General features: G+C 45.6%; 24 protein-coding genes. 19 read left to right on the top strand and 5 right to left on the bottom strand.

Annotated elements, in window-relative coordinates:
* Positions 1 to 73: 73 nt before the first annotated feature.
* From LU290_RS10365 to nqrM, 12 genes are all read left to right on the top strand, one after another.
* A complete protein-coding gene (locus LU290_RS10365; RefSeq protein WP_277808496.1) occupies positions 74 to 823 on the top strand; it encodes a LytR/AlgR family response regulator transcription factor in 750 nt (249 codons plus the stop codon).
* A 74-nt stretch (positions 824 to 897) separates the two neighbouring features.
* Positions 898 to 1,845 (top strand): hydroxymethylbilane synthase, encoded by a 948-nt coding sequence (gene hemC, locus LU290_RS10370; protein ID WP_370688532.1) that lies wholly within the window; start codon positions 898 to 900, stop codon positions 1,843 to 1,845.
* Positions 1,835 to 2,599, top strand: a complete 765-nt coding sequence (locus LU290_RS10375) for a uroporphyrinogen-III synthase (protein ID WP_277808497.1) — start codon at positions 1,835 to 1,837, stop codon at positions 2,597 to 2,599. Before hemC ends, LU290_RS10375 begins: the two co-directional genes overlap by 11 nt.
* Positions 2,600 to 2,711: 112 nt before the next feature.
* Positions 2,712 to 3,233: a nucleotide exchange factor GrpE gene (grpE, locus tag LU290_RS10380; RefSeq protein WP_277808498.1), complete on the top strand. Its 522-nt coding sequence runs from the start codon at positions 2,712 to 2,714 to the stop codon at positions 3,231 to 3,233.
* A 242-nt stretch (positions 3,234 to 3,475) separates the two neighbouring features.
* Complete coding sequence (gene dnaK, locus LU290_RS10385; protein ID WP_277808499.1) at positions 3,476 to 5,383, top strand: molecular chaperone DnaK; 1,908 nt, start codon at positions 3,476 to 3,478, stop codon at positions 5,381 to 5,383.
* 122 nt (positions 5,384 to 5,505) lie between these two features.
* The gene (locus LU290_RS10390; RefSeq protein WP_277808500.1) at positions 5,506 to 6,564 is read left to right on the top strand and encodes a helix-turn-helix domain-containing protein; all 1,059 of its coding nucleotides are present in this window, start codon (positions 5,506 to 5,508) and stop codon (positions 6,562 to 6,564) included.
* A gap of 247 nt (positions 6,565 to 6,811) precedes the next feature.
* Entirely contained in the window at positions 6,812 to 7,087 is a 276-nt protein-coding gene (locus LU290_RS10395) for a PIN domain-containing protein (RefSeq protein ID WP_502888546.1), read from the top strand.
* A 113-nt stretch (positions 7,088 to 7,200) separates the two neighbouring features.
* Positions 7,201 to 7,950 (top strand): response regulator, encoded by a 750-nt coding sequence (locus LU290_RS10400; RefSeq protein WP_277808502.1) that lies wholly within the window; start codon positions 7,201 to 7,203, stop codon positions 7,948 to 7,950.
* Entirely contained in the window at positions 7,944 to 9,398 is a 1,455-nt protein-coding gene (gene creC, locus LU290_RS10405) for a two-component system sensor histidine kinase CreC (RefSeq protein WP_277808503.1), read from the top strand. Before LU290_RS10400 ends, creC begins: the two co-directional genes overlap by 7 nt.
* Before the next feature lie 278 nt (positions 9,399 to 9,676).
* The gene (gene creD, locus LU290_RS10410; protein WP_277808504.1) at positions 9,677 to 11,179 is read left to right on the top strand and encodes a cell envelope integrity protein CreD; all 1,503 of its coding nucleotides are present in this window, start codon (positions 9,677 to 9,679) and stop codon (positions 11,177 to 11,179) included.
* Positions 11,172 to 11,327, top strand: coding sequence for a hypothetical protein (locus LU290_RS10415; protein WP_277808505.1), 156 nt, complete (start codon positions 11,172 to 11,174; stop codon positions 11,325 to 11,327). Before creD ends, LU290_RS10415 begins: the two co-directional genes overlap by 8 nt.
* A 232-nt stretch (positions 11,328 to 11,559) precedes the next feature.
* Positions 11,560 to 11,826 carry a (Na+)-NQR maturation NqrM gene (gene nqrM / locus LU290_RS10420; protein WP_277808506.1) on the top strand — a complete coding sequence of 89 codons (267 nt, stop codon included), beginning with the start codon at positions 11,560 to 11,562 and terminating at the stop codon, positions 11,824 to 11,826.
* A gap of 152 nt (positions 11,827 to 11,978) precedes the next feature.
* Here the strand turns inward: nqrM and rlmB are convergent, their stop codons facing one another.
* On the bottom strand, positions 11,979 to 12,827 hold the full coding sequence (gene rlmB, locus LU290_RS10425; protein WP_277808507.1) for a 23S rRNA (guanosine(2251)-2'-O)-methyltransferase RlmB: 849 nt from the start codon (positions 12,825 to 12,827) through the stop codon (positions 11,979 to 11,981).
* Between the two features lie 216 nt (positions 12,828 to 13,043).
* Here rlmB and recN point away from each other — a divergent pair, with 216 nt between their 5' ends.
* The 6 genes from recN to xerD all read left to right on the top strand — a co-directional run bounded on the left by recN (position 13,044) and on the right by xerD (position 17,663).
* Positions 13,044 to 14,786: a DNA repair protein RecN gene (gene recN, locus LU290_RS10430; protein ID WP_277808508.1), complete on the top strand. Its 1,743-nt coding sequence runs from the start codon at positions 13,044 to 13,046 to the stop codon at positions 14,784 to 14,786.
* Between the two features lie 104 nt (positions 14,787 to 14,890).
* Positions 14,891 to 15,454, top strand: coding sequence for a YqgE/AlgH family protein (locus LU290_RS10435; RefSeq protein WP_277808509.1), 564 nt, complete (start codon positions 14,891 to 14,893; stop codon positions 15,452 to 15,454).
* Positions 15,454 to 15,942, top strand: coding sequence for a Holliday junction resolvase RuvX (gene ruvX / locus LU290_RS10440; protein WP_277808510.1), 489 nt, complete (start codon positions 15,454 to 15,456; stop codon positions 15,940 to 15,942). Before LU290_RS10435 ends, ruvX begins: the two co-directional genes overlap by 1 nt.
* Positions 15,939 to 16,466 carry a hypothetical protein gene (locus tag LU290_RS10445; protein WP_277808511.1) on the top strand — a complete coding sequence of 176 codons (528 nt, stop codon included), beginning with the start codon at positions 15,939 to 15,941 and terminating at the stop codon, positions 16,464 to 16,466. Before ruvX ends, LU290_RS10445 begins: the two co-directional genes overlap by 4 nt.
* 10 nt (positions 16,467 to 16,476) lie before the next feature.
* The gene (gene tusA, locus LU290_RS10450) at positions 16,477 to 16,707 is read left to right on the top strand and encodes a sulfurtransferase TusA (protein ID WP_277808512.1); all 231 of its coding nucleotides are present in this window, start codon (positions 16,477 to 16,479) and stop codon (positions 16,705 to 16,707) included.
* Positions 16,708 to 16,709: 2 nt separating this feature from the next.
* Positions 16,710 to 17,663 (top strand): site-specific tyrosine recombinase XerD, encoded by a 954-nt coding sequence (gene xerD, locus LU290_RS10455; RefSeq protein WP_277808513.1) that lies wholly within the window; start codon positions 16,710 to 16,712, stop codon positions 17,661 to 17,663.
* Here the strand turns inward: xerD and LU290_RS10460 are convergent.
* The 3 genes from LU290_RS10460 to LU290_RS10470 are packed head-to-tail and all read right to left on the bottom strand — an operon-like array spanning position 17,643 to position 22,452.
* Positions 17,643 to 18,269: a hypothetical protein gene (locus LU290_RS10460; protein WP_277808514.1), complete on the bottom strand. Its 627-nt coding sequence runs from the start codon at positions 18,267 to 18,269 to the stop codon at positions 17,643 to 17,645. The genes xerD and LU290_RS10460 overlap by 21 nt on opposite strands.
* 2 nt (positions 18,270 to 18,271) lie before the next feature.
* Complete coding sequence (locus LU290_RS10465) at positions 18,272 to 20,419, bottom strand: restriction endonuclease subunit S (protein WP_277808515.1); 2,148 nt, start codon at positions 20,417 to 20,419, stop codon at positions 18,272 to 18,274.
* A 47-nt stretch (positions 20,420 to 20,466) separates the two neighbouring features.
* The gene (locus LU290_RS10470; RefSeq protein ID WP_277808516.1) at positions 20,467 to 22,452 is read right to left on the bottom strand and encodes a type I restriction-modification system subunit M; all 1,986 of its coding nucleotides are present in this window, start codon (positions 22,450 to 22,452) and stop codon (positions 20,467 to 20,469) included.
* 104 nt (positions 22,453 to 22,556) lie between these two features.
* Here LU290_RS10470 and LU290_RS10475 point away from each other — a divergent pair, with 104 nt between their 5' ends.
* Entirely contained in the window at positions 22,557 to 23,162 is a 606-nt protein-coding gene (locus tag LU290_RS10475; protein ID WP_277808517.1) for a class I SAM-dependent methyltransferase, read from the top strand.
* Positions 23,163 to 23,261: 99 nt separating this feature from the next.
* Here LU290_RS10475 and LU290_RS10480 read toward each other — a convergent pair whose 3' ends face one another.
* Complete coding sequence (locus LU290_RS10480; RefSeq protein WP_277808518.1) at positions 23,262 to 23,714, bottom strand: type IV secretion protein Rhs; 453 nt, start codon at positions 23,712 to 23,714, stop codon at positions 23,262 to 23,264.
* Between the last annotated feature and the right edge of the window lie 28 nt (positions 23,715 to 23,742).

The following is a 23,742-nucleotide window of genomic DNA, read 5'->3' on the forward strand; positions in this document are numbered from 1 at the left end:
TAATTTTTCGGCAAGTTGGTTGCTTTTTTGGCACAAAATGCTATGATAAGCCAACTTATTGGGAATAATTCTCATGAAAATCCTATTATTTAGCACGACAGGCACACTCATTGAGCAAATCACCGCCACGCTTTGCCCCCTGCCATACTTGCTGACCATCGCCAGCACACCAAGCGATGCCATCAAGACGGTCAAATTTGGCTCGCCACAGATCATCATGCTAGATTTGGCGGCGGCAGAATTATCCCAACTTATATCACAGCTTGCCGACCATCATCACAGCCAGCACCGCCACGCTCGCCCTGCCATCGTACTGCTCGCCCCACGCCTGTCAGCAGATGCCAAGCCACCGCTCGTCTGTTTGCCCGCCCCATTATTATCACTGGGCGTGCATGGCTTTGGGGAGTATGACGAATGCAGTTTGCCACCGATTTTGGACATTTTGGCACAATTACAAAGACCCACGCTTGCCGAACAATCCCAAAAACCCACGCTCATCGCACGCACGCACAGGGGCGATGAATGTATTGTCATTGACGACATTCTGTTTTGCCAAGCCGAACAAAAATACACCAAAATCCACCACAAATACGGCACCACGCTCGTTGATGACACGCTCAAATCCCTTGAACTTGCCCACCCTGACGCCCTGATTCGCATTCATCGGCACACACTGGCAGGCATACGGCACATTCAAGCCATCAGCCACGCCCATGTCAGCGTGTGCGGTGTGCCAACGCCCCTTGTCATTTCTCGGCGGTGCCAAGCCAAAGTTCGCCGACAGCTTGCTCATTTTTATCAAAAATCGCCCAAGGCAGTCTAACGCAGATAAATTTGCCCAAAGTCAATTATTATGGTTAAATAGCGGTTATTTTATTGTCAATTTGCGAAATCATCATGAAAACCACCCTAACCATCGCCACTCGCCAAAGCCCGCTGGCACTGTGGCAAGCCAATTTTATTAAAGATACTTTGCAATCTTTGTACCCAAACTTACACATATCACTGCTAGAAATGGTAACCAAAGGCGACAAAATCCTAGACACGCCCCTTGCCAAAATCGGCGGCAAAGGCTTATTTGTCAAGGAGCTTGAAAATGCCTTATACGAAAAGCAAGCCGACATCGCTGTGCATTCTTTAAAAGATGTGCCGATGGTGCTGCCAGAAGGTTTGACTTTGGGGGCGTACTGCCAACGACACGCACCGACAGACGCTTTTGTTTCCAATCATTTTGAGCGTTTGGACGACTTGCCTGTTGGTGCGGTGCTTGGCACATCAAGCCTACGCCGTGAATGCCAAGTCGCCCACGCTTATCCGCATTTGACCATCAAATCCTTGCGTGGCAATGTCGGCACTCGCTTATCTAAGCTGGATAATGGTGAGTACGATGCGATTATTTTGGCGACCAGTGGCTTACAAAGACTGGGGCTTGATGAGCGTATCCGCCACGAGCTTGATGAGGCACTCAGTCTGCCTGCGGTCGGTCAAGGGGCGTTGGCGATTGAATGCCGAGCGGACGATGACGAGATTTTAAGCCTGCTTGCACCACTAAACCACCTGCCAACTCGCCTATGCGTGCTTGCCGAGCGAGCGATGAATCACGCCCTAGAAGGCGGCTGTCAAGTGCCGATTGCAGGCTTTGCCACCATTGACGGCGACACCTTGACCCTGCGTGGGCGAGTGGGTAGCGTTGATGGCAAAACTTTGCTAAAAGCCGAACATCATCTGACACTAAGCCATACCGCCGATGACGAGCAAGCAGTACACGCATTGGGCGTGGCAGTCGCTCAGGACTTGCTCAATCAAGGGGCGGACAAAATCCTACAAGAAGTCTATGGCAACTGACCCCATCTTGATCAACACTCGCCCCACGCACCGTAGCGATGCCATTCGTGCGATGCGTGGCGTGGCGGTCGTGGATTTGCCGTTGCTAGAAATTAACGATTTGCCCATAGATACCTGTGATGCGGAAAAACTTCGTGCTTGGCAAGCGGGCAATTATCACGCACTCATCATCACAAGTGTCGAATCCGCCAAGCGAGCGTTGGCATATTTGGCACATTTAAATGGCAAAAAAACCCACACAAAGCCTGACACACCAATGATCGCTGTGGGCGATGCCACCGCCAAATGCCTAATCAATGCTGGCTTTACGCCCATTTTGCCTGATACCGCCAATAACGAAGGCATGCTAAAACTCCCACAAATCCGCTCACTTGGCACAGGCAGTCGAGTGCTGATTTGGCGTGGGGTGGGCGGTCGCAAACTGCTCCACGATACGCTGAACGCTCGTGGCGTGCAGATTGATGTCATTCGCTGGTATGAGCGAGTTTGCCCTGCCGATTTGCCTGCCGATTATGCCCAAATTTTGCCCATATTAAACAGCCAAGCAGACACGCCCATCTATGTGCTGGTCAGTAGCCAGATGGCGTTTGAGCATTGGCAAAGCCTGCCAAACTCTGCCGAACTTTTGGCTCGCTGTCGTTATTTGACGCTTGGCGAGCGACTATACAGCATTGTCAAGGACAGCAAACAGCACGCCACATTGATTGATGATTTGCACCCAAATACCATACATTCTGCCATCAGCCGACCATAAACACCGAGCAAACACCGCTCATTCCATCTTTTTTTGTGTTCATGCCTTGAAAATCTCCCCCTTAACCTTTATCAAGTTAGGGATTTTTGCAAAAAACCACTTGGGGATTTTTATGACAAACGAAACCATCAACACCGAAGACACCATCAATCAAGAAACCACCGAAACCGTGGACGAAACCGCCGCTTTGACCGCACAAATCGAGTCGCTACAAACCGAGCTCGCCGCCGCCAAAGAGACAGCCGCCCGTGCCAATGCCGAGAGCTACAACGCCCAGCGCCGCATGGAGCAAGAAACTGATAAGGCGAAAAAATTTGCCCTGCAAAAGTTCGCCAAAGAGCTTCTGGATGTCGTAGACAACTTAGAGCGTGGACTTGAAGCGTCCGAGAAAGCAGGCGCGGACGACAGCGTGCTTGAAGGGCTGCGTTTGACACACAAATCCCTACTTGCCGTCCTAGAAAAAAACGGCGTGGTGGCGGTAGGCGAAGTGGGTGAGGCGTTCAACCCTGAGCTGCACGAGGCGGTGGGCATTTTCCCAGACGCCGACAAAGACACCGTCGGTCAGGTCCTGCAAAAAGGCTACACTCTACACGACCGCTCGATTCGCCCTGCGATGGTGTTGGTGGGGGCGTAAGTTTGTGCGATGGGTAAATTGTCATCTGCCCACCAGCAAGCACTATGGATTTTGTTTTAAATTTCAAGGACTTAAATGAAATTTTTTACAAAAAAAATTTAAAAAATTTGTCAAATTTTCCCTTGAAAACCAAAATTTGACACAAATATAAACGGCAAGATTGGCAAAAACCATGACAACAACATGAGCCTTTGCCACAAAGCAACTTTAAAAAATCAACTTAAAATCATCGGAGAAAAAATATGAGTAAAGTCATCGGTATTGACTTAGGTACTACCAACTCTTGTGTTGCCGTGCTAGAAGGCGACAAAGTCAAAGTCATCGAAAACAGTGAGGGCGCACGCACCACACCATCGATCGTGGCTTTTAAAGATGGTGAAACTTTGGTCGGTCAAGCCGCCAAGCGTCAAGCCGTCACCAACCCAACCAACACCCTATTTGGCGTCAAGCGTCTGATCGGTCGCCGCTTTGATGAAAAAGTGGTACAAAAAGACATCTCACTTGTGCCATTTAAAATCGTCAAAGCTGACAATGGCGATGCGTGGGTAGAAGTGAACGGCAAAAAACAAGCGCCACCCCAAATCTCGGCAGAAGTCCTACGCAAAATGAAAAAAACCGCCGAAGACTATCTGGGCGAGACCGTCACCGAAGCGGTCGTGACCGTCCCTGCCTACTTTAACGACGCTCAGCGTCAAGCCACCAAAGATGCAGGCAAAATCGCAGGTCTGGATGTCAAGCGCATCATCAACGAGCCTACCGCAGCTGCCCTAGCTTATGGTATGGACAAAAAAGGCGGCGACAAAACTGTGGCTGTCTATGACCTAGGCGGTGGTACTTTTGATGTGTCAATCATCGAGATCGCTGATGTCGATGGCGAACAGCAATTTGAAGTATTGGCGACCAACGGCGACACGCACCTAGGCGGCGAAGACTTTGACCTTGCGTTGATCGACTATCTAGTAGAAGAGTTCAAAAAAGAGCAAGATGTCAATCTAAAAGGCGACCCTTTGGCAATGCAGCGCCTAAAAGAAGCCGCCGAAAAAGCCAAAATCGAGCTGTCAAGCTCAACTTCTACCGAAGTGAACTTGCCATACATCACCGCAGACGCCACAGGTCCTAAGCACTTGGTGATCAGCATCAGCCGTGCTAAGCTTGAAAGCCTGACCGAAGAGATGGTTGCACGCACCATCATTCCATGCAAAACTGCCCTAGAAGATGCAGGTCTGTCAGCCTCTGACATTGACGATGTGATTTTGGTCGGTGGTCAAACTCGTATGCCACTGGTTCAACAAAAAGTGCAAGAGTTCTTTGGCAAAGAGCCAAGAAAAGATGTGAACCCTGACGAAGCGGTGGCAATGGGTGCTGCGATCCAAGGTGCGGTACTCTCTGGCGACAAAAAAGATGTATTGCTGCTGGATGTGACGCCATTGACCCTAGGCATTGAGACCATGGGTGGCGTGATGACGGCAATCATCGAGAAGAACACCATGATTCCTACCAAAAAATCACAAGTGTTCTCAACCGCTGCCGACAACCAGCCTGCCGTGAGCATTCAGGTGTATCAAGGCGAGCGTAAGATTGCCAACCAAAACAAACTTTTGGGCAACTTTGACCTAACTGACATTCCACCAGCACCGCGTGGCGTGCCGCAGATTGAAGTGACCTTTGACATCAACGCAGACGGCATCATGAACATCTCTGCTAAGGACAAAGGCACAGGCAAATCTCAATCTATCCAAATCAAAGCAGACTCAGGTCTGTCCGATGCCGAGATTGAAGAGATGATCCGCACCGCCGAAGCCAATGCTGCTGAAGATGAGAAATTTGCCGCACTTGCCAACATCCGTAACGAAGCGGACGGTCGTATCCACGGCGTACAAAAAGCGCTAAAAGACGCCGCCGACAAAGTAACGGACGAAGAAAAAGCAAGCGTTGAAGCTGCCATCAGCGAGCTAGAAACTGCCGTGCGTGGCGATGACGCTGACGACATCAAGGCAAAACTAGAAGCCCTTGACAATGCGTTCTTGCCAATCGGTCAAAAAATCTACGCTGACGCAGGCGCGCAAGCGGACGCTCAGCCAGAGCAAGCCAAGCCCGCCGATGACGGTGTGGTCGATGCTGAATACACCGAAGTTAAAGATGATAAGTAATCTTTGATTGGCAACTGCCAAAAAACAAAAGAACACCGCTCAATTTGATTGGGCGGTGTTTTTGGTTTATAATGATGATAATTTATTTAAATTTATAAACCATTTTATACTAGGAAAAAGTTATGATAGGCACTCGTCTGCACATGGCACGCAAAGCTCAAGACCTATCCATGCAAGCATTGGCAAGCAAAGTTGGGCTAAGTGCCAATATGATAAAGAAGTACGAACACAACCAAAGTATGCCGTCATCTGATGTGCTGCTTCGCCTTGTTCATGCACTAGATGTGGATATGGCTTTTTTGTTTCGCCCTGTGCAAGCAGAATTAAAGCAGGTGGAGTATCGCAAAAAAGCCAACACCCCTGCACTATTACTCAAAAAAATTACCATTGATGTTACCAACCAAGCTGAACGCTGGTTGCACCTAAAAGAGCTTTGGCTTAATTTCCCCATAACTACTTATCAGTTAGATTATGACTTTTCCAAGCCCATAACAACCATGGACGACATAGAGATAATCGCCAATGAACTTCGAGATTATTGGAAACTTGGTATCAATCCCATTCCTAACATGATTGATTTTTTGGAATCATTGGGCATTATTGTCATTATTAGTGATGTTGATAACCATGATAATAAATTTGACGGTTTGCAAGCGATGATTAATGACATTCCTATTATTGTTATCTCATCTCATTGGACAGGCGACCGACAACGTTTTACTTTGGCTCATGAATTAGGTCATTTGGTGCTAGATAAACGCTTACCCAAAGATATGGACATAGAAAAAGCTTGCAATCGCTTTGCAGGGGCATTTCTATTGCCCAAAGAAAGTTTAATTCAAGAATGGGGAGAAAAACGCACCAAAATTACCCCCAACGAATTGAGTTTTTTAAAACATGAATATGGTATTTCAATGTCAGCCATTTTGTATCGTGTGAAAGATTTGCATATTATTACAGATAGTTACCACAAAAACCAAAGTATTCGTTTTCGTCAAAAAGGCTGGCACAAACAAGAGCCTGATAAGCCTTATCCTAATGAAAAAACACATCTTTTTGAACAGCTTGTTTATCGAGCAATTGCCGAAGATATTATTAGTGAGTCAAAAGGGGCGGAATTATTAGGAATATCCGTTCATAAACTGGTGCAACATCAGTATTTTGATGCATGCGGAGACTAATAATGCAACAAATGCTTATTAGTGATGCCAATATTTTGATTGATTTGGAATGCTGTCAATTGATAGAGTCAATGTTTGAATTACCCTATCGATTTTGTACACCTGATATATTATTTGACAGAGAACTCAAAAACCAACATTCTCACTTACTTATAATGGGACTGCAAGTATTGAGTCTAAATTCTGATTCTATGACCTATGTGTTTGGATTGCAAGCCACTTACCAAAAACCAGTTTGCATGATTTAATGGCACTATCTTTGGCAAAACAAGAGAGCTGTCCCTTATTAACAGGTGATAAAGCATTGCGTGAAGCGTCTCAAAAAGAAGCAATCGTAATTCATGGCACTATTTGGGTGCTAGAACAACTTGTTATTCATCAAAAGGTAACATTACAGTCCGCCTTAAATGCTCTTACAACAATGCAAACCCATGGTAGGCGACTGCCTTTTGATATGGCAAAAGAAAGATTATTGTCATTACCAGTTTGGGATAATCATGAATCACCAAACCACCCCAAGTAATTTAACTTAGAAAAGTTCACGCACTAGCGCATCCTGTCATCCACAACACTTTTATGAAAAATCCATGAAAAACCTCCATACCCCACAAAAACCCACAATTTTGGCGTATAATGATGGCAACTCAACATCCATGCCACACCATGCACATTCTCATTATCGAAGACGACCCTGCCATTGCCACAACCTTGCGTTTTGCCTTAGAGCGTGAAGGCTATACCGTGTCATGGGCGGACACGGTTGCCAAAGGTTTTGAGCTATTAAACCAAGCCAATGAACTCTCCGCCCTTGTGCTAGATGTGGGTTTGCCCGATGGTACGGGCTTTGAGTTTTGTCAAAAAGTGCGAGCAGGCGACAAACATGCCTTTGTGCCAATCCTATTTTTGACCGCCAAAAGTGATGAAATTGACCGCATTTTGGGTTTGGAGCTGGGGGCGGACGACTACATCGCCAAGCCATTTAGCCCCCGAGAGCTGATAGCACGGCTAAAAGCGATATGGCGTAGAGAAAACATCTTTACCCAAAAATCGGATAAAGCCGATAAATCAGACCCTGCCCACACCGACTTTACCAAAACCACAGGCAGACACACTTGGCATTATCAAGCCTGTGATTATTCACTTTTTCTAAATAATCACGCCTTGACCTTATCAAAAACCGAGCTTGGTATCATGCTCACCCTACTTGCCAACCCCACGCACATTTTGTCCCGTGAGCAGATTTTGGCAAGTATCTCCGACCACCCCGAACACCGCCTATCACGCACTATTGACAGTCATATCAAGACCCTACGCCAAAAGCTGTCGACAGTGTGTGATGATGAGCTGATTGTAACCCATCGGGGCTTGGGATACAGCCTGTGCTAAATTTTCATCATCTACTTGACCGCATTTTTAAAAAACGCCTAAGTTTTAGTATTTTTGTGCGGATATGGCTGACCTTTGCCTTGATTACCCTGTTGTCATCGTCCCTTGCCCTATATTATGTCCAAAAAACAGTGCGACCGTCCGCCAAACGGGTGGTAGAAGACAGCCTTGTGGATACATCAGTGCTACTGTCGCATTTTGTGGCAGATGACGTGGCAGATTTATCAAAAGATGAATTAAATCAAACGCTTAACGCCAAATTATCCCGCGCCTTTACCAACCCTGATGAACCGCTTTGGTATCATCAAAAATCCAAAAGCACCTACCACATCTACATCACGGACAGCACAGGCGTGGTCATCTATGACAGTCGTGGGGCGAGCGTGGGGGCGGATTTTAGCCGTTGGAATGACGTGTATCTGACCTTGCATGGCAAATACGGGGCAAGAAGCACTGACATCGGCGGGCATTCGGTCATGTATGTGGCAAGCCCGATTGTCTCGGACGGGCGGATAATCGGTGTGGCATCCGTTGGCAAGCCCACCCAAACGCTCATTCCTTATATCAACAAAAGCACCGATGAAATTATTAAGATTATCTTATCAATTATGGCAATCACGCTTGCCACCGCCACGCTCATGGCATGGTGGTTAAGACGTAGCATAGACAGCGTAAACCGCTACACCAAAGGGCTTGCCAGTACCGCTCCGCCCCATTTTTATCTAGGGCGAGAGCTGAACGAACTCATGGCAAGCATTCACGCCATGAAAGACACCATAGAAAACAAAGCGTACGTGAGCGAGTACGTCCACACGCTCACGCATGAGCTAAAATCGCCCCTAACCGCCATTCGTGCCAGTAGCGAGATTTTGACGGACGAGCTGAGTCTTGCCGAGCGTGAGCAGTTTACGGGCATTATCCTATCGCAAACGGACAAATTGACCGCCTTGGTGGACAAACTTTTGACCCTTGCCAAGATTGAACAGCCCACCTTTAAACTTACCATGAGCGATGTTGATTTGGATGCACTCATTCAAACCTGCCTAAATCAGCAGTCGGCAACCCTAAAACAGCTTGGCAGAACCGTGCAATTTGACAAAAGCGGTATTCATATCCGTGCCGATGAATTTTGGCTGACCCAAGCGGTGCAAAATGTCATTGACAACGCCATTTATTATGGCAAAAACACAATAGCCATTCATATAACCCAAACCGAGACGGATACGTTTATCCATATCAAAAATGACAGCGACACGCTGGACGACTTTATCATCAAGCGAGCCTTTGAGCGGTATTTTAGCATAGGCAAATCCGCCCAGCAAAAAAGCACGGGGCTTGGGCTGACGCTGGTCAGACAAGTGGTGGAATTGCACGGTGGGACGGTAAGTCTTACCCAAGATAATGAAGGGGTGGTGAGTGTGGTGATGAGATTGCCGAAATTTTTATAAGATGGCTTTGGGCTGTTTTTATTAACAAGATATTTTTGATATATCAACCGAACTCAAAGTTTACCACAGGCGTGTAGGGGCAAATTACTATTTGCCCTATTGATTTCATTGGGCGAAAAATGTTTCATCCCTACATGATATGGCAAATTTTGTATCATTTTTAAAGCTTTGCGTGTATAAACCCCATTTTTCACAAACTTTCCATAATTTTGCCCCATTTTTCCATCATTTTTGCACAGACGATTTTTATAATGACTTCATGTTTTTAGGAGTTCATTATGCAAAAAATCGGTACAAAATTATCACTCATCGGGGCGGTGTGCCTTGTGTTTTTTGTCGGACTGATGTTCGTGAGCGGACTTGTGAGCGAGCGACAGTCTTATCACGATGAGGTAATCAGCGAGATTAAGTCGTCCCATGTGTCATCGCAAATCCTAGCCACGCCCTTTTTGGTCGCAGGACATGGCGATGAGACGCACTACATTTTCCCCACCAAAAGCGACATTAAGGCGACAAGCAATGTGCGAGATGACGAGTACAAACGGGGCATTTATCGGGCGATAAGCTATGGCACAAAAGTTGTCGTTCAGCAGAGTTTTGATGCCCATGCCACCGCCCACAGCTTACACATTGATAAGCCTGCCCAAACGGTATCTCCCGACACCCAAACGCAAAACGAACAGGCTCAAAATCAGCAAACCCAAAACGAGCAAGCCCAATCCACCCCAAGCGAGCAAGTCGCCACCCAAAACCCCCAAACCACCCAAGCGACACCCACGCCTACCACACCTACCGAATCCGTCCACATTCCCCAACCGCTAAGACTTATCATTGCCCTAAGTGATTTACGGGGTGTCATGCCAACGAATGTAACCGTCAATGGCAAAAGCTATCCTGCCACCTTTGGCACAGACAACGCCCTACCGCATTTGGAAGTGGCTTTGCCCATGACCTTGGATGACTTTATGAAAGACGACTTTATGAAAGATGATTTTACGGGCAGTGGGGAGCTTAATGTGCAGTTTGAGCTTGATGTGTCGGGCATTGGCAGTTTTGGCGTGTTACCGCTTGGCGAGATGAACACCGTTACCCTAAACAGCAACTGGCAAAATCCCAAATTCCACGGGCAAGCTCTACCCACGCACAAATCGCTCACCGACAACGGCTTTGGGGCGACATGGCAAGCCCATGTGCTAGGCGTGCAAAATCAAAAACTTATCATGGAGCTATCACGGGGCATCATGGGCGATTTTGACCAACACACGCACCACGCTCTGATGACCGATTTTATCCACACCAACGACACCTACACCAAGACCGACCGCAGCATCAAATACGCCCTGCTCATTATTATGGTGTCGTTTGGGACGTTCTTTTTATTTGAAGTCATCAAAGGGCGTGCGATACACCCCATACAATACCTGCTCGTTGGCAGTGCTTTACTGGTGTTTTATTTCCTTTTATTATCGCTTGCCGAGCAGATCGCCTTTGGCCATGCTTATGCCATTGCCAGCATCGCTTGCGTGGGCTTGATTGGTTATTATGCCTGTTATATGCTCGGCTCGGTGCTAGGCGGCGTTGGCTTTTCTTTGGTGCTTGGGCTGCTGTACGGGACATTTTATATCCTGTTGTCAGCCAGTGGGCTAAACCTGCTCTTAGGCTCGGCGTTTTGCTTTGTCTGTATCGCCATTGCGATGGTCGCCACTCGCCACATTGATTGGTATGCGCTTGCAGAAAGCCATAAAACAGCACGACCAGCACAAGGAGATAATGATGTTTAATCCAGCCATCTTATTAGGCAAGCCTAAATCTGCCATACTGGCGTTATTTGATGACTGTATTGAGTTTGGTTATTGGCTGTATGTGCCGACCTTGGGCGTGGTGCTAAGTTTTGATAAGCAAATATGTGCTAGCATCGGTCGGTTATAGTCTGCAAATCTTAATATACCTAACGAACCTAAAATTTGATACGGCATTGTAGGGGCAAATTACCATTTGCCCTATTGATTTTATTGGGCGAAAAATGTTTCACCCCTACAATTCGTAGCAACAATGAAGTTTATTGGTTATAAATCACGCATCAGCCCCTTACAAAAAAGGGACTGATTTTTTTGTCAAAATTTTTTATAATAACTCATGTCTTTTTATTTTGGAAAAAACAATGAGCGATTTTGCAGCACAGTTTCTCCCCATCTTTTTTGTAACACTTGGCGTATTCATCCTATTTTTCTTATTCATGGGCGTGGGCTACATGGTAAAAAAACAACCACTCAAAGGCTCATGTGGCGGCGTTGCCAATCTGATGGGCGATGAGTTTTGCCAATTTTGTGGCAATGACCCCAATAAATGCGAAACCCTAACCGAAGACGACAAAAAAGCCATGCTCGCTAACAAAGCAACATTGGATAAAATTGCCAAAAAAGCTTGATGGTAATGCTTTTCATGTTTCACATGGAACACTTAATCAAAATTTTAATCAAAAATTTTAATCAAAAGCCCCGCCAAAAAAAGCGGGGTTTGATATTTGGTGGGGCTTAAATGGGTTTTATCAGGCGGAAAGCGATGTTAATGGCGGCAAGTCTAGCCCTTAGCTCGCTGTCTTGCCACTTCGTACAATGCCATGCCTGTGGCGACGCTGACATTGAGGCTTTGTGGGCGGTCTGGATTATTTGCCATCGGAATATACACCAAAGTATCGCAATGCTCTTGGGTAAGCCTACGCATGCCATCGCCTTCTGACCCCATGATGATGGCGACTTTTCCACCAAAATCGCAGTCGTACAAGGGCTTTGCCGTCTCGTCCAATGCCGTCCCAAAGACGAACACGCCTGCTTTTTTGAGCTTTTCAAGACTGCGTGCCAAATTAGTAACCGCAATCACAGGAATCACTTCTGCCGCACCGACCGAGACTTTGGCGACCGTTGGCGTGATGGACACGCTTTGGTGCTTAGGAATGATGACCGCATCCACGCCCATCGCACTTGCCGAACGCAGACACGCCCCCAGATTGTGTGCGTCTGTGATTTGATCCAGCACCAAAAACAGTACATCCGCCTTGTCCGACAGACGCTCAAGCTCGCCATCATCGTACATCTGCGGTAAGCGTGCCGCCACGACCACGCCTTGATGTTGATGGCTGTCGCACAGCTCAGCCAGCCTGTCTTTATGAGTCATTTGCACGCTCACGCCATGATTTTTGGCAAGGGCGATGATCTCATCGTGCGTGTGGCTGACACCGCCATCATCTCTGATCTGCACAAACAAAGTCAGTGCATCTTGTGGACGGTGCTTTAATAAAGCCATCACCGCATGAACGCCATAAAAATGTGGCGTGCGTGGCTTGGTAGGCTTGGCAGAGTGAGCTTTGGCGGGTTTGCCTTTTTTGTCCGAAAATTTATCGCTTGGGCGGTGTTTTTGTGGTTTTGACATGGCATGAAGTTCATAAAAAAATTTTCGCTATTGTGGCAAATTTACGCACAATTGTCAAAAACTTGCGATGCGACGGCTGTTTTTAAGTTGAGTTGGTGCAGAATTTCATCCAGACACTTTTTATCAAAAATTTTGCCCCCATAAAGGCAGAGAAATTGCCAAATTGATATAAATTGATTATCATAGTCTGTTGCCTTTTTATGGAAAAAACCCGTCATGCTGGTCTCGTTAAGCCTAACTAACCTTGCCCTTGTTGAAGAAAAAGAAGTGAATTTTGATGCCAGATTTAATGTCATCACAGGGGAAACTGGTGCAGGTAAGTCATTGATTTTAGACGCATTATCCCTATGTGCTGGCGAGCGTGCCGACAGCGGTATCGTGCGTCATGGCTGTGATGAGGCCACGGTTTTTGGCGAGTTTGACATCACAGGCAATGACGAAATCACTGCATGGTTTGCCGAGCATGAGCGAGAATTGGAAGAAGACACTTTGCTCATTCGCCGAAAAATCAGCTCACAAGGTCGCTCAAAGTCATGGATCAACGGCGTGCCAGCGAGCATCAGCGAGTTAAAATCACTCGGGCAAATTTTGGTCAATATCCACTCACAGCACGCAGGGCTTGAGCTGTTAAAGCCACAATTTGTGGTGGATTGGCTGGACAAAATTGGCAAACTTACCCCCCTAAAAGTTGCCACCAAAGACGCTTATCACGCTTGGCAAACCATCAAAAAACAAGCCGATGAAGCCAAAAGTCAGTCGGTGCAGCGAGCCGACCGCATGGCACTGTTGTCCGCCAAGCTTGCCGACATTGAGCCGTTGTTGTCGGTGAATTTTGAAGAAATTGAAAGTGAATATGACGAATTGTCCAACCTAGAAGAGCTGATGGGACAAGCGGTAACGGCGGTGAATTTTTTGGACAGTGATGGCGATGAGCCAAGCGCAGCCAGCCTTTTGGGGCGTGCCATGCGTATTTGCGATCATAATGCCGACAAGAGCAAAGTGTTTGGCGAATGCAGTCAGCTACTGGCACTCGCCCAAGAACAAATCATGGACGCCACCGCCAAACTTGCCGACTATGCCGAGCAGTCTTTGCCAGATGAAGAGCGTCTGCACGAGCTTAATAGCCTGCTGAGTCTGGCTCATCGCTTGTCTAGCAAATATCACACGCCGACCAGCGAGCTGATTGGCGATGCTGACGACTGGCAAAAAGAGCTGGACAGACTGGGGGCGCTGCCCGATAATGACACGCTAGACGCCAAAGTCCAAGAAGCCTACGAGCAGTATCTGGCGGCAGCGGACGCACTGGATCAGGCTCGTATCAGCATCGCTCCAGACATCTGCGAGCAATTAGAAGCACGCCTACTACCCCTTGCATTGCCAAATGCTCGCTGTGAATTTGCCTTTAATGCCAAAGAAGTCAGTCAGTACAACGCTCACGGCAAGTACGACATCGCCCTGCTGTTTAGTGCCAATGTCGGCATGCCCCTACAACAGCTACACAAAGTAGCGTCAGGTGGTGAGCTGTCTAGGATTGCTCTGGTCATGCAAGTCATGGCGGCAGGCGATGGCAAAGGCAGTCGTCCGACATTGGTATTTGACGAAGTGGATGTCGGCATCAGTGGCGGCACAGCGCAAGTAGTGGGCGAGCTACTTCGCAGTCTGGGCAAGCACCAGCAGCTGCTCGCCATCACGCACCAAGCCCAAGTCGCCGCCGCTGCCCATCGCCACATTTTGGTGCATAAAGATCATGGCGAGCAGACCACCAGTGACATCAGCACCATCACAGGCGAGGCGCAGATCAATGAGCTTGCCAGAATGTCAGGCGGGGTCAATATCACAGAAGCAACCCGAGCCCATGTCAAAAGCCTGCTTGCCGACATCGCCCACGCCGACCAAATCGGCGCCAGCCCTGATGCTCTGGCGCACTTAGACAGCATGGATGCGCCCGCCATCGACTGATGATGGGCAAATAAGACCTTCGTCAGCTTGGCGGATGATTTGGCAAATCAAGCATCACAAAACAGCCAAAAACCAATTAACATCAAACTAAAATCAAACAAACAATGACCAAAACCAAATTTAAAAACCTTGCCCATCATTTTTTATTATCAAGCCCAAGTCTTGATGACGAGATTTTCTCTGGGGCGCTCATTTATGTCTGCCGCCATACTCGTGACGGTGCGTGGGGCTTTATTGTCAATCGCCCTTTGCCCGCCTCTGTCGGTGGGCTATTAAGCGAGCTTGATCTACCAAGCTCACAGCTCGCCATGAACACGCCCGCCCTAGACGGGGGACCGATGCGCCCCGAAGCAGGCTTTGTGCTACATACTGGTCTGCCTGATTATGCCTCATCCTTTGCGGTGGGTGAAAATGTCTGCCTAACGACCAGCAAGGACATCCTAGAAAACCTGTCAGCCGACAGCCTTGAACACTATCTGGTGTGCATGGGCTTTTGTAGCTGGGGCAAAGGGCAGCTTGAAGACGAAGTGACAGCTGGCGACTGGCTGGTCAGCCCTTGCGATTTGCAGATATTATTTGGCACACCTTATGACGAGCGCCTTGACAAAGCTTATGATAAAATAGGCGTCAACCCAAACGCCTTCGTCAGCATCACAGGATATGCCTAATGACCGACAAACCCACACTCATTCTCGCCCTAGATTTTGGTGTCAAAAAAATGGGCATGGCACTGGGCAACAGCCTAACCCAAGACGCACGAGCTTTTGACATCTTGGCAATGAACAACGGACAGCCAGACTGGGATAATCTGCTTGGCATCATTGATACTTGGCAAATTGACGAAGTGCTGGTGGGCTTACCCCTCAACATGGACGGCAGTGATTCTATGCTTTCAAAGCGTGCCGCCAAATTCGCCCGTCGTCTGTCGCACCGCTTGGGCGAGCGGCACTCTGCCACCAAAGTCTTTATGTATGATGAACGACTGTCGTCTAAGGAAGCTCGGCAGCTGGCGTGGGAGCGTGGCTGGATTGACAATGAGCGAGATCCGATTGACGACATTTCGGCGTGCATTTTGCTTGATGGCTATTTTTATGCCCCAGACCTTGCCTGCTATGTCGGCAGTTATCACGACAACGAACACAAAGGCAAGGCATGAACGCCATCTGCCCACCCAATGACAACAACATAAAAAACACCATGAACCATCACGACACACTCATCGCACGCACCAAAGAGACCCTACGCCTAGCCAACATCAGCGTCTGTCTGGGCATGGCGGCGATCGTCTGCTTTGCACTGTTTGGCACTTTGGCAAGCATGAGCGCCTTTAAAGACAGCGCCGTTATTTATTACGCTTTTCATTATCTGCCTTATGCACTGGTGGGGCTGAGCATTCCCGTCAGCCTGTTTCATGTGTTTTTTTTGGGTCGCTACCGCATCATGCAAGGTGGCATTTTGCTGCTGGTGCTCTTGACGGCACTGAGCTTGACGCTGTTTGCTTTGGGGAATTATGCCATCTACGGTCCGACTAAGACTTTTTTTATGGCGGTGTTTTTGGCGATGGTGGCGTGGTTTGCCATGCCGTATGTGTTTCGGGTAAATTTAAGAAAATTTTTAAACTTTTTGCAAGACCGCACCCCAAGCGATGAACCATCATCAGACCATCAAATCAACCAATAAAGAGACCACCATGAACCACACCCTAGATACCAAAGGACTCATCTGCCCTGAGCCTGTCATGCTCCTACACAAAACCATGCGACAGGCGACAGGTGGCGAGCGGATTGAAATTCTTGCCACCGACCCTGCGACCACCCGAGACATTCCCAACTTTTGTCGCCATCTGGGACATACGCTTGAAAGTCAAGAGACGCTAGATGACGGCAGTTATCGCTATGTCGTGATGAAAAAATCGGCATAATCATGAGCAAAACCCGAGCCCGCACGCCACGCACGCCCAGCGTCAATCACGATGCCAAAGACCCCATTTATCTGAGCGAATTTCGCACAGCGATGCTGGCTCGTGGGCTGTCGGTGCATACCAGAAACGCCTACATTCAAGACCTGCGCCTGTGCATGAATACCAGCACCAAGCCTTTGACCACATGGGGTCAGGATGATGTCATCAACTGCCTACACATCGCCCAAGCCCAAGGCAAAAATCCCCGCACCATCGCACGCCTGCTTGCCAGCTTGCGTCAGTTTTTTTTGTGGCAAATTGGCAACGACGCCCGCAAAGACAATCCTTGCGAAGACATCAAAAACCCAAAAGTCGCCAAGCCTTTACCAAAAACACTCTCCGAAGATGCGGTTACTCGCCTGCTTGATGCACCAGACGGCAGTTTGCTTGGCATTCGTGATAAAGCCATGTTTGAGCTCATGTACGCCTGCGGTCTGCGTGTCAGCGAGCTTGTGAACTTGTCCTTTGAGCAGGTCAATATGAATGCAGGCTGGCTACAAATCACTGGTAAAGGCAACAAAACTCGGCTCATTCCGATGGGCGAATACGCCAAAGACGCCCTAGAACGCTATCTAAGCCTACGCCATCAGCTACTGGCGGGCAAATCCGACTGCCAAGCGGTGTTTTTGACCGAGCAAGGTGGCTACATGACACGGCATAATTTTTGGCACATGATTAAAAAATACGCCCTACTGGCAGACATCGCCATTGACATCAGCCCACACACCCTTCGCCACGCATTTGCCACGCATTTGGTTAATCATGGGGCGGATTTACGCAGTGTTCAGCTTTTGCTTGGGCATAGCGACCTATCCACCACACAGATTTATACCCATGTGGCAACCGCACGCCTACAAGCCCTGCACAGCGAGCATCATCCTAGGGGGTGGTCATCTTTATCCACAGAATCCTTTTAAGCATTCAAATAAAATCAAATAACAGTAACGAACAACTTCATGGTTTTTGTCATTTGGTTCTAAGCTACCATGAACCAAATGACAGCGTACTTGATAAATAATTTCAAACAACCCTGCAAAAATTTTTTGCGAATCATCATGTAAAACCAAGGTTCCTAAATCGTGTGCAGAGGCAAAATCCTTTTTTAATTTTCCATTCTTGGTTTTGGCATTGTCAATAATTAAATTTTCAAAAATCTTAGGATTGGCATTAAAATCCATTAAGGCGTTATTTAGGCTCATCTTTGAATTATTGGGAATATTATTCCCTGAATAGTCAAGTTCAGCTTGGATTAAGGCATAATGCAACTGCTCAATACAATTATAAATATTGGCTCGCTCTTTTGGGTTGTCTGACTCCACAAGGCGTTTGAAAGCAAAATAAACTTTATTTTGATTACTTGCATCACTCTTAATTTTATTTATATGCTCTCTGTCGTTAGTCAGACCATAATGAAAGTTGTACCAACTATTGCAACTTAACCATAAGGTTACAAATGGTGCATGGTAGTCTATCTTGGACTTCATAAACCATTCTTTCTTTAAATCTTGTTGGTAATTTGCCATATCTATCTCATCTTTTCAATCTCATTTTCCACCAAAATTTTGGCTTGTGCTAACAAATTTTCGCTTTGCTGTTTTAAGTCAAAACTCAGTTGCACTTTATCGGCAATCATTTCTTGAATGTCTTTGGGTAAAATCGGAATCACCACTTCTAAAATTTCAGACGGTTTCCAATGCTGGATAATTGAACCGCCTGCATCTCGCTCGGCTTGTAGCTGTACCGCCTCTGAATTTAGCACCAATGCCAAATAATCGGGCAAAATTTCATCAGTTTTTGGCGATAAATGTACAATCGCCCCCGATGTAATCACCTCCAAATCAGACGGCACACGATAAGCAATCCCCACCGTACCATCTTTTGAAAGTAGAATGGTGTCTTTTTTGGGACGAATGATGTCGGCAAAATCCGCAGGACTCACAAACTTATCCGTCTGGCTAATCCCAAATTTGGAAAAATCCGCCACACGCACAAAAGGCAAGCCGTCATCACGGTAATTTTCCGACCCCACTTCTACCGATTTTTGCAAATCCACCAATTCACCCAATGATTTATGATTTTGCTGTTTCAATTTTTGCAATAATCGCTCAAATTTTGGCTGGTAATATTCGGCATCAAGGCGACTGCTTAACCCAAAAGATTGGCTAAATGATTGTACCGATACATTGTCAGGTTGTCCAAAAAGCACAGTTTCCAACACTGTCCATTCTGCCAATCTCAAATAATAATCAGACTCATTTAAAAGTCTCTCTCTCTCTCTCTCTCTCTCTCTCTCTCTCTCTCTGCGTTCTAGTTGAGAATTATTTTCAATTTCACTTTCCACCGTGTGCTTGGCTTGGGCTAATAATTGCGTGGCTTGTTCTCGTAAGTCATTGCTTTGTTGGATATAATTTGCAATTTGAATTTGAATTGTCATATCGGGTATGGGAATAGATAATTCACCAATCTCGGTTAAATTCAAATTGGTTTGCAAGCCTTGTCTGGCATATTTGGCAATAAATTGCTTGCCCAATTCCGAATTAAAAAATGCCACCAAATACAAACGATTGACTTTGCTCTCATCAAATCGCAAAATTGCCACAGCTTGATTGATATTAGCTTGCATATTATGAGAAAATAATGCACATCGCCCAACAGTTCCTGCAATAGAAAGCAGAACATCATTTTGTTTTAATTGCGTTCTTTTTAAAGTGGTTTCGTGAATACTGGGTTTAATGTAATTCAAATTGGCAAGGCTCACTTCACCATTTTGCAAATCTACGGCACGAATAAAGGCAATACCACTTTCTTTATCAGCATAATCATCGCCGTTAGCTTTTGGTGTAATGCCGCTTGAAATGGGATAATTCACCAAATCAGCTAACTTAATGCGTTCAAAACGATTAAACAAGTTTTCCAATTCATCATATTTGGATTGATAAAATTCCGCATCCAATCTACCTGTTTTTAAAAAACTTTCTTTTAAAGATTTGATATTGACAGGTTCACTATTTGCTTGGAAATTTTGCAAACCCAAATTTTCTAATAATAGAGTTTCGGCTTCGGCGTATTTTTGTTGCGATTGTTTTAAATTATTTTGACTATCATCAAATAGTTTTACAACCATTGGATAATTATCCAATAAAGGAACTTTCAAATCTTTAATAATTCCTGTTGATATGGTTGGTTGGGCTGCAATTTTCAGTTGTCTTTCCAATTGCAGAAATCCATATTTTGTTTTAAAGAAAATAGCAAAAAATTTTGAAAAGTCAGCATCATTAAATTCAACCGCAATAATATTTGGGCTGATGGTTGAATTTTTCTGATTAAGAACCCCAACTTTAATATCACCAACTCTTGAAAATAGCAAAGTATTGATTGGGTAAATTTTTAGGCTATTTTCTTTTACCAATTTTTCAGATATGTAAACCAAATTATCCTTTTCAACAGTACTATTTTTTAGATTGAATGGTCTCACAACAAGAACACCCTCATCTAAATATTCGGTATCTAATAAATTTGAACCAAATGGACCACACTCTATTCTTTTGCTAATACTTCCCAATTTCTCAAAAGACTGAATAATATTATCCAAATCGGTATATTTGGACTGATAAAATTCCGCTTCCAAACGAAACAACTTATTGTCAATATCTTTAAAATTAACCTCACTCACTTCCAGCCCTTCCAATAATGCCCGATATTTGGCATTATCAAAAGGGCTTAATCCTTTCCCACAAAAGACAATTTTTCCTTTTTGGCAAATTCAATAAAAGCCTCAGCGATACCGTCGCCCGTCAAACCATCGTGATTAAACAAATCGTGAGCGACAATCAAATGCCCGTGACTGTCTAATTTGGGCGTGCCGTCTGTGTGTTTAACATAGATTTTATCGCCTGAATTGTCCTTACTTGGACTTTGCATTGTGGCAAAAAATATCGGATAATCCTCCACTTTTGGACAAAGTTCATCGTGCCATTTTTGCACAAATAAGACCGATGTTTTTGTGCCTGTATGTGGTTTAAACACATTGCCGTGCAGCCCCACCACCGCTAAAATACGGCAACGCTCGGCAATAAAATCACGAATGTATTTATCGCTAGAATTATTAAAACGACCTTGTGGCAAAACAATCGCCATTCGCCCGCCGTCTTTTAAAAAGTCCAAATTGCGTTCAATAAATAAAATGTCTCGCCCAACTTTGGACTGTTGTTTGCCTTTGCTGTTTTTGCCAAGTTCATAGCGGGCAAGAATGCGAGTTTCTTTAATATCGCCTGCAAAGGGTGGGTTTGCCATTAACACATCAAACCCAAAATCACGGTTTTGGTCTTTGGTCTTGCGTAATTTTCTTAATTTTTTCCAGCCATTGCCATAAACATCACTCCATTCTTCATCTTTGGTAAAATCGTCCCAGCGTTCATAGTCCAAGGTATTTAAATGCAATACATTGGTTTGTCCATCGCCTGCAATTAAATTGAGTGTGCGAGCAACTCGTACGGCTTTTTCATCAAAATCAATGGCAAAGACTTTTTCGGTGACATAATCAAGCTGTTCTGGTAGTTTTTGTTCAGCGGTAAATAAATGCGAACGCTCCAAGCCTTTTTCTTTAAGCTGTTTCTCCCAAACGTGAAAAATGGCATGCACAGGAAACCCACAACTGCCCGCTGCGGTATCAATCACGGTTTCATCTGCTTTGGGGTCTAGCATTTTGACACACATATCAATGACATAGCGTGGCGTGAAATATTGACCTTTTTCGCCTTTTGATGATTTATTGATAAGATATTCAAAGGCTTCGTCCACCACATCAAGATTGGAATTAAATAATTTGACTTCCTCCAATGATGACACACAGATTGCCAAATGCGATGGCGATAGATTGATTTTTGAACTTTCAGCAAATACACCTTCCCATTTATTTTTGGCTTTGTCAAATAGCGATTGAATTTTGTTTTTTAATTCACTTTCAGTATCGCCATAGTTACGAAATTCCAAATGACGGCTTTTATTTCTGGTGCTTTCCATTTCATCATAAAGTTTGGTAAAGATGAGCTGGAATAATTCCTCAAAAACATCCACGCCAGCATTTGCCAAAACCTCATCTTCCATTTCAATCACCAAATCTTTTAGTGATTTTCGTTGTGTGGCGATTTTGTCATTTTTAATCAAATCATCAATCGTCCAGCGTTCTTGCAAAATATCGGATAATTTTTCGTGAACGCTTGGAATATTGGGAATGTCTTTAAAATAATTGGGGTCTCGGCGATTATAATAAGAAATACTATCGCCATTTGTCCACACACCAATCGGCGCACCTGTGGCATTACAATAGGATTTTAATTGTTCTTTACCGTCTTTTAATTTTGGTTTTTTAAGCTCCACCATAATATAGACAACATTGGGATTGTCTTTGTCAAAAATCACAATATCGGCACGCTTTTTTTCACGCCCAAAATGCACCGAATATTCCAATCCCATACGCTCATAAGGATAACCATAATCATGGTGTAATTTCATCAGATACAGTTGGCGAACCGCTTCTTCTGGGGTCAGTTTAATGTCCTTTTTGCGTATCAAGCAACGCACATATGGCACATCACCATTTTTACTGGATTTTTGAAAAATGGTATTTTCCAATAGCGTGATATGCTCGGCAGAAAACTGGGTAAGCTGGTAATTGGTGTCTTTGAGTAGTTGTGATAAATTCATGGCATTCTCATTGTATAAAGTTGGCATATTCTAGCATTTTTACACCAGATTATGTTAGCCGCTATGCTATAATAATGGTTGTTTTTTGTACCTTGGAGAGACTTGTGCATCAGATTAACCAAATATTATTAGAAAAATCAAAATCTTGGCGACAAGACATCACTTTTAGCCAAGAAGTGCTTGGCAAAGCCTTTGATTTTCGCACCACTTGGGGGATTTTTAGCCCAGAGAAGCTGGACGAAGGGAGCCTCATGCTCTTAGATTATATTGATTTTAAGGCTGATGATAACTCCATTGATTTAGGCTGTGGCTATGGTGTGCTAGGCATGACAGCAGCTCGTGAATGCCCAAACGGCTCGCACCTTTTGATTGACAAAGACTTTGTGGCGGTGGAATACGCTAAGTTAAATTGCCAAAAAAATGGGCTGACGAATACCGAAGTCATGCTATCTAATGGCTTTGCCCATGTGCCACAGGGACGCACTTTTAGCCTTGTGATGAGCAATTTACCTGCCAAAGCAAGCAAGGAACAGCATTACCTGTACCTACTAGACGCTTATGAACGCATGGAAGTGGGCGGACGATTCTATGTCGTTACCATCAATGGACTAAGAGACTTCATGAAACGCTCCTTCACCGAAGTGTTTGGCAATGCTGACAAACTAAAACAAGGCAAAACCTACACCATCACGATGGCGACCAAAGAATAACCCACCTCATCACAGTGGCGGTGCAACAAAGATGGGCGAAATCATCGCCCATCAAACCCACAAAAGTAGCAACCAAAAACCCGACAAGACCGACACCCATCACGCCAAAAACGGCACGCATTCTCGCCACGCACTACAATCCTTTCCTAGCTCTCTTCTTACATAAAAATCCTCGACCATTTTGGCTTGTTGTTCAATGCCGTAGTTAAAGAACGATTTGCCTTTTTTAAATTCATAGCCATATTTACGATTAAAAATCGCCCGTCTGACTACCGCCATGCCCTGCTGAATCTGCCAAACATGGGTCAGCTCATGAACCAGCCACGCCCTGATGTGTAAAGACTTATCGCTAAAATCGGCACAAAAATCGTCCCTATGAAAATACACCCAGCCATTGGGCGAGACCGCATAGCCACGCAATACCCACCACGCAGTCGTAAGCCTAATGTCATCAAGATCAAGATGATTACCAAACACCGAATGAGCAATGGCTCTCTCGCCTTGTGTTAAAGGGCGTGGTGCATTGGTATGTGTCGTGGATTTTTGTGTCATATCAGCCCAAAGCATAAAAATACCGTGT

It is taken from the genome of Moraxella nasibovis (genome assembly GCF_029581575.1).
Lineage (GTDB): Bacteria > Pseudomonadota > Gammaproteobacteria > Pseudomonadales > Moraxellaceae > Moraxella > Moraxella nasibovis.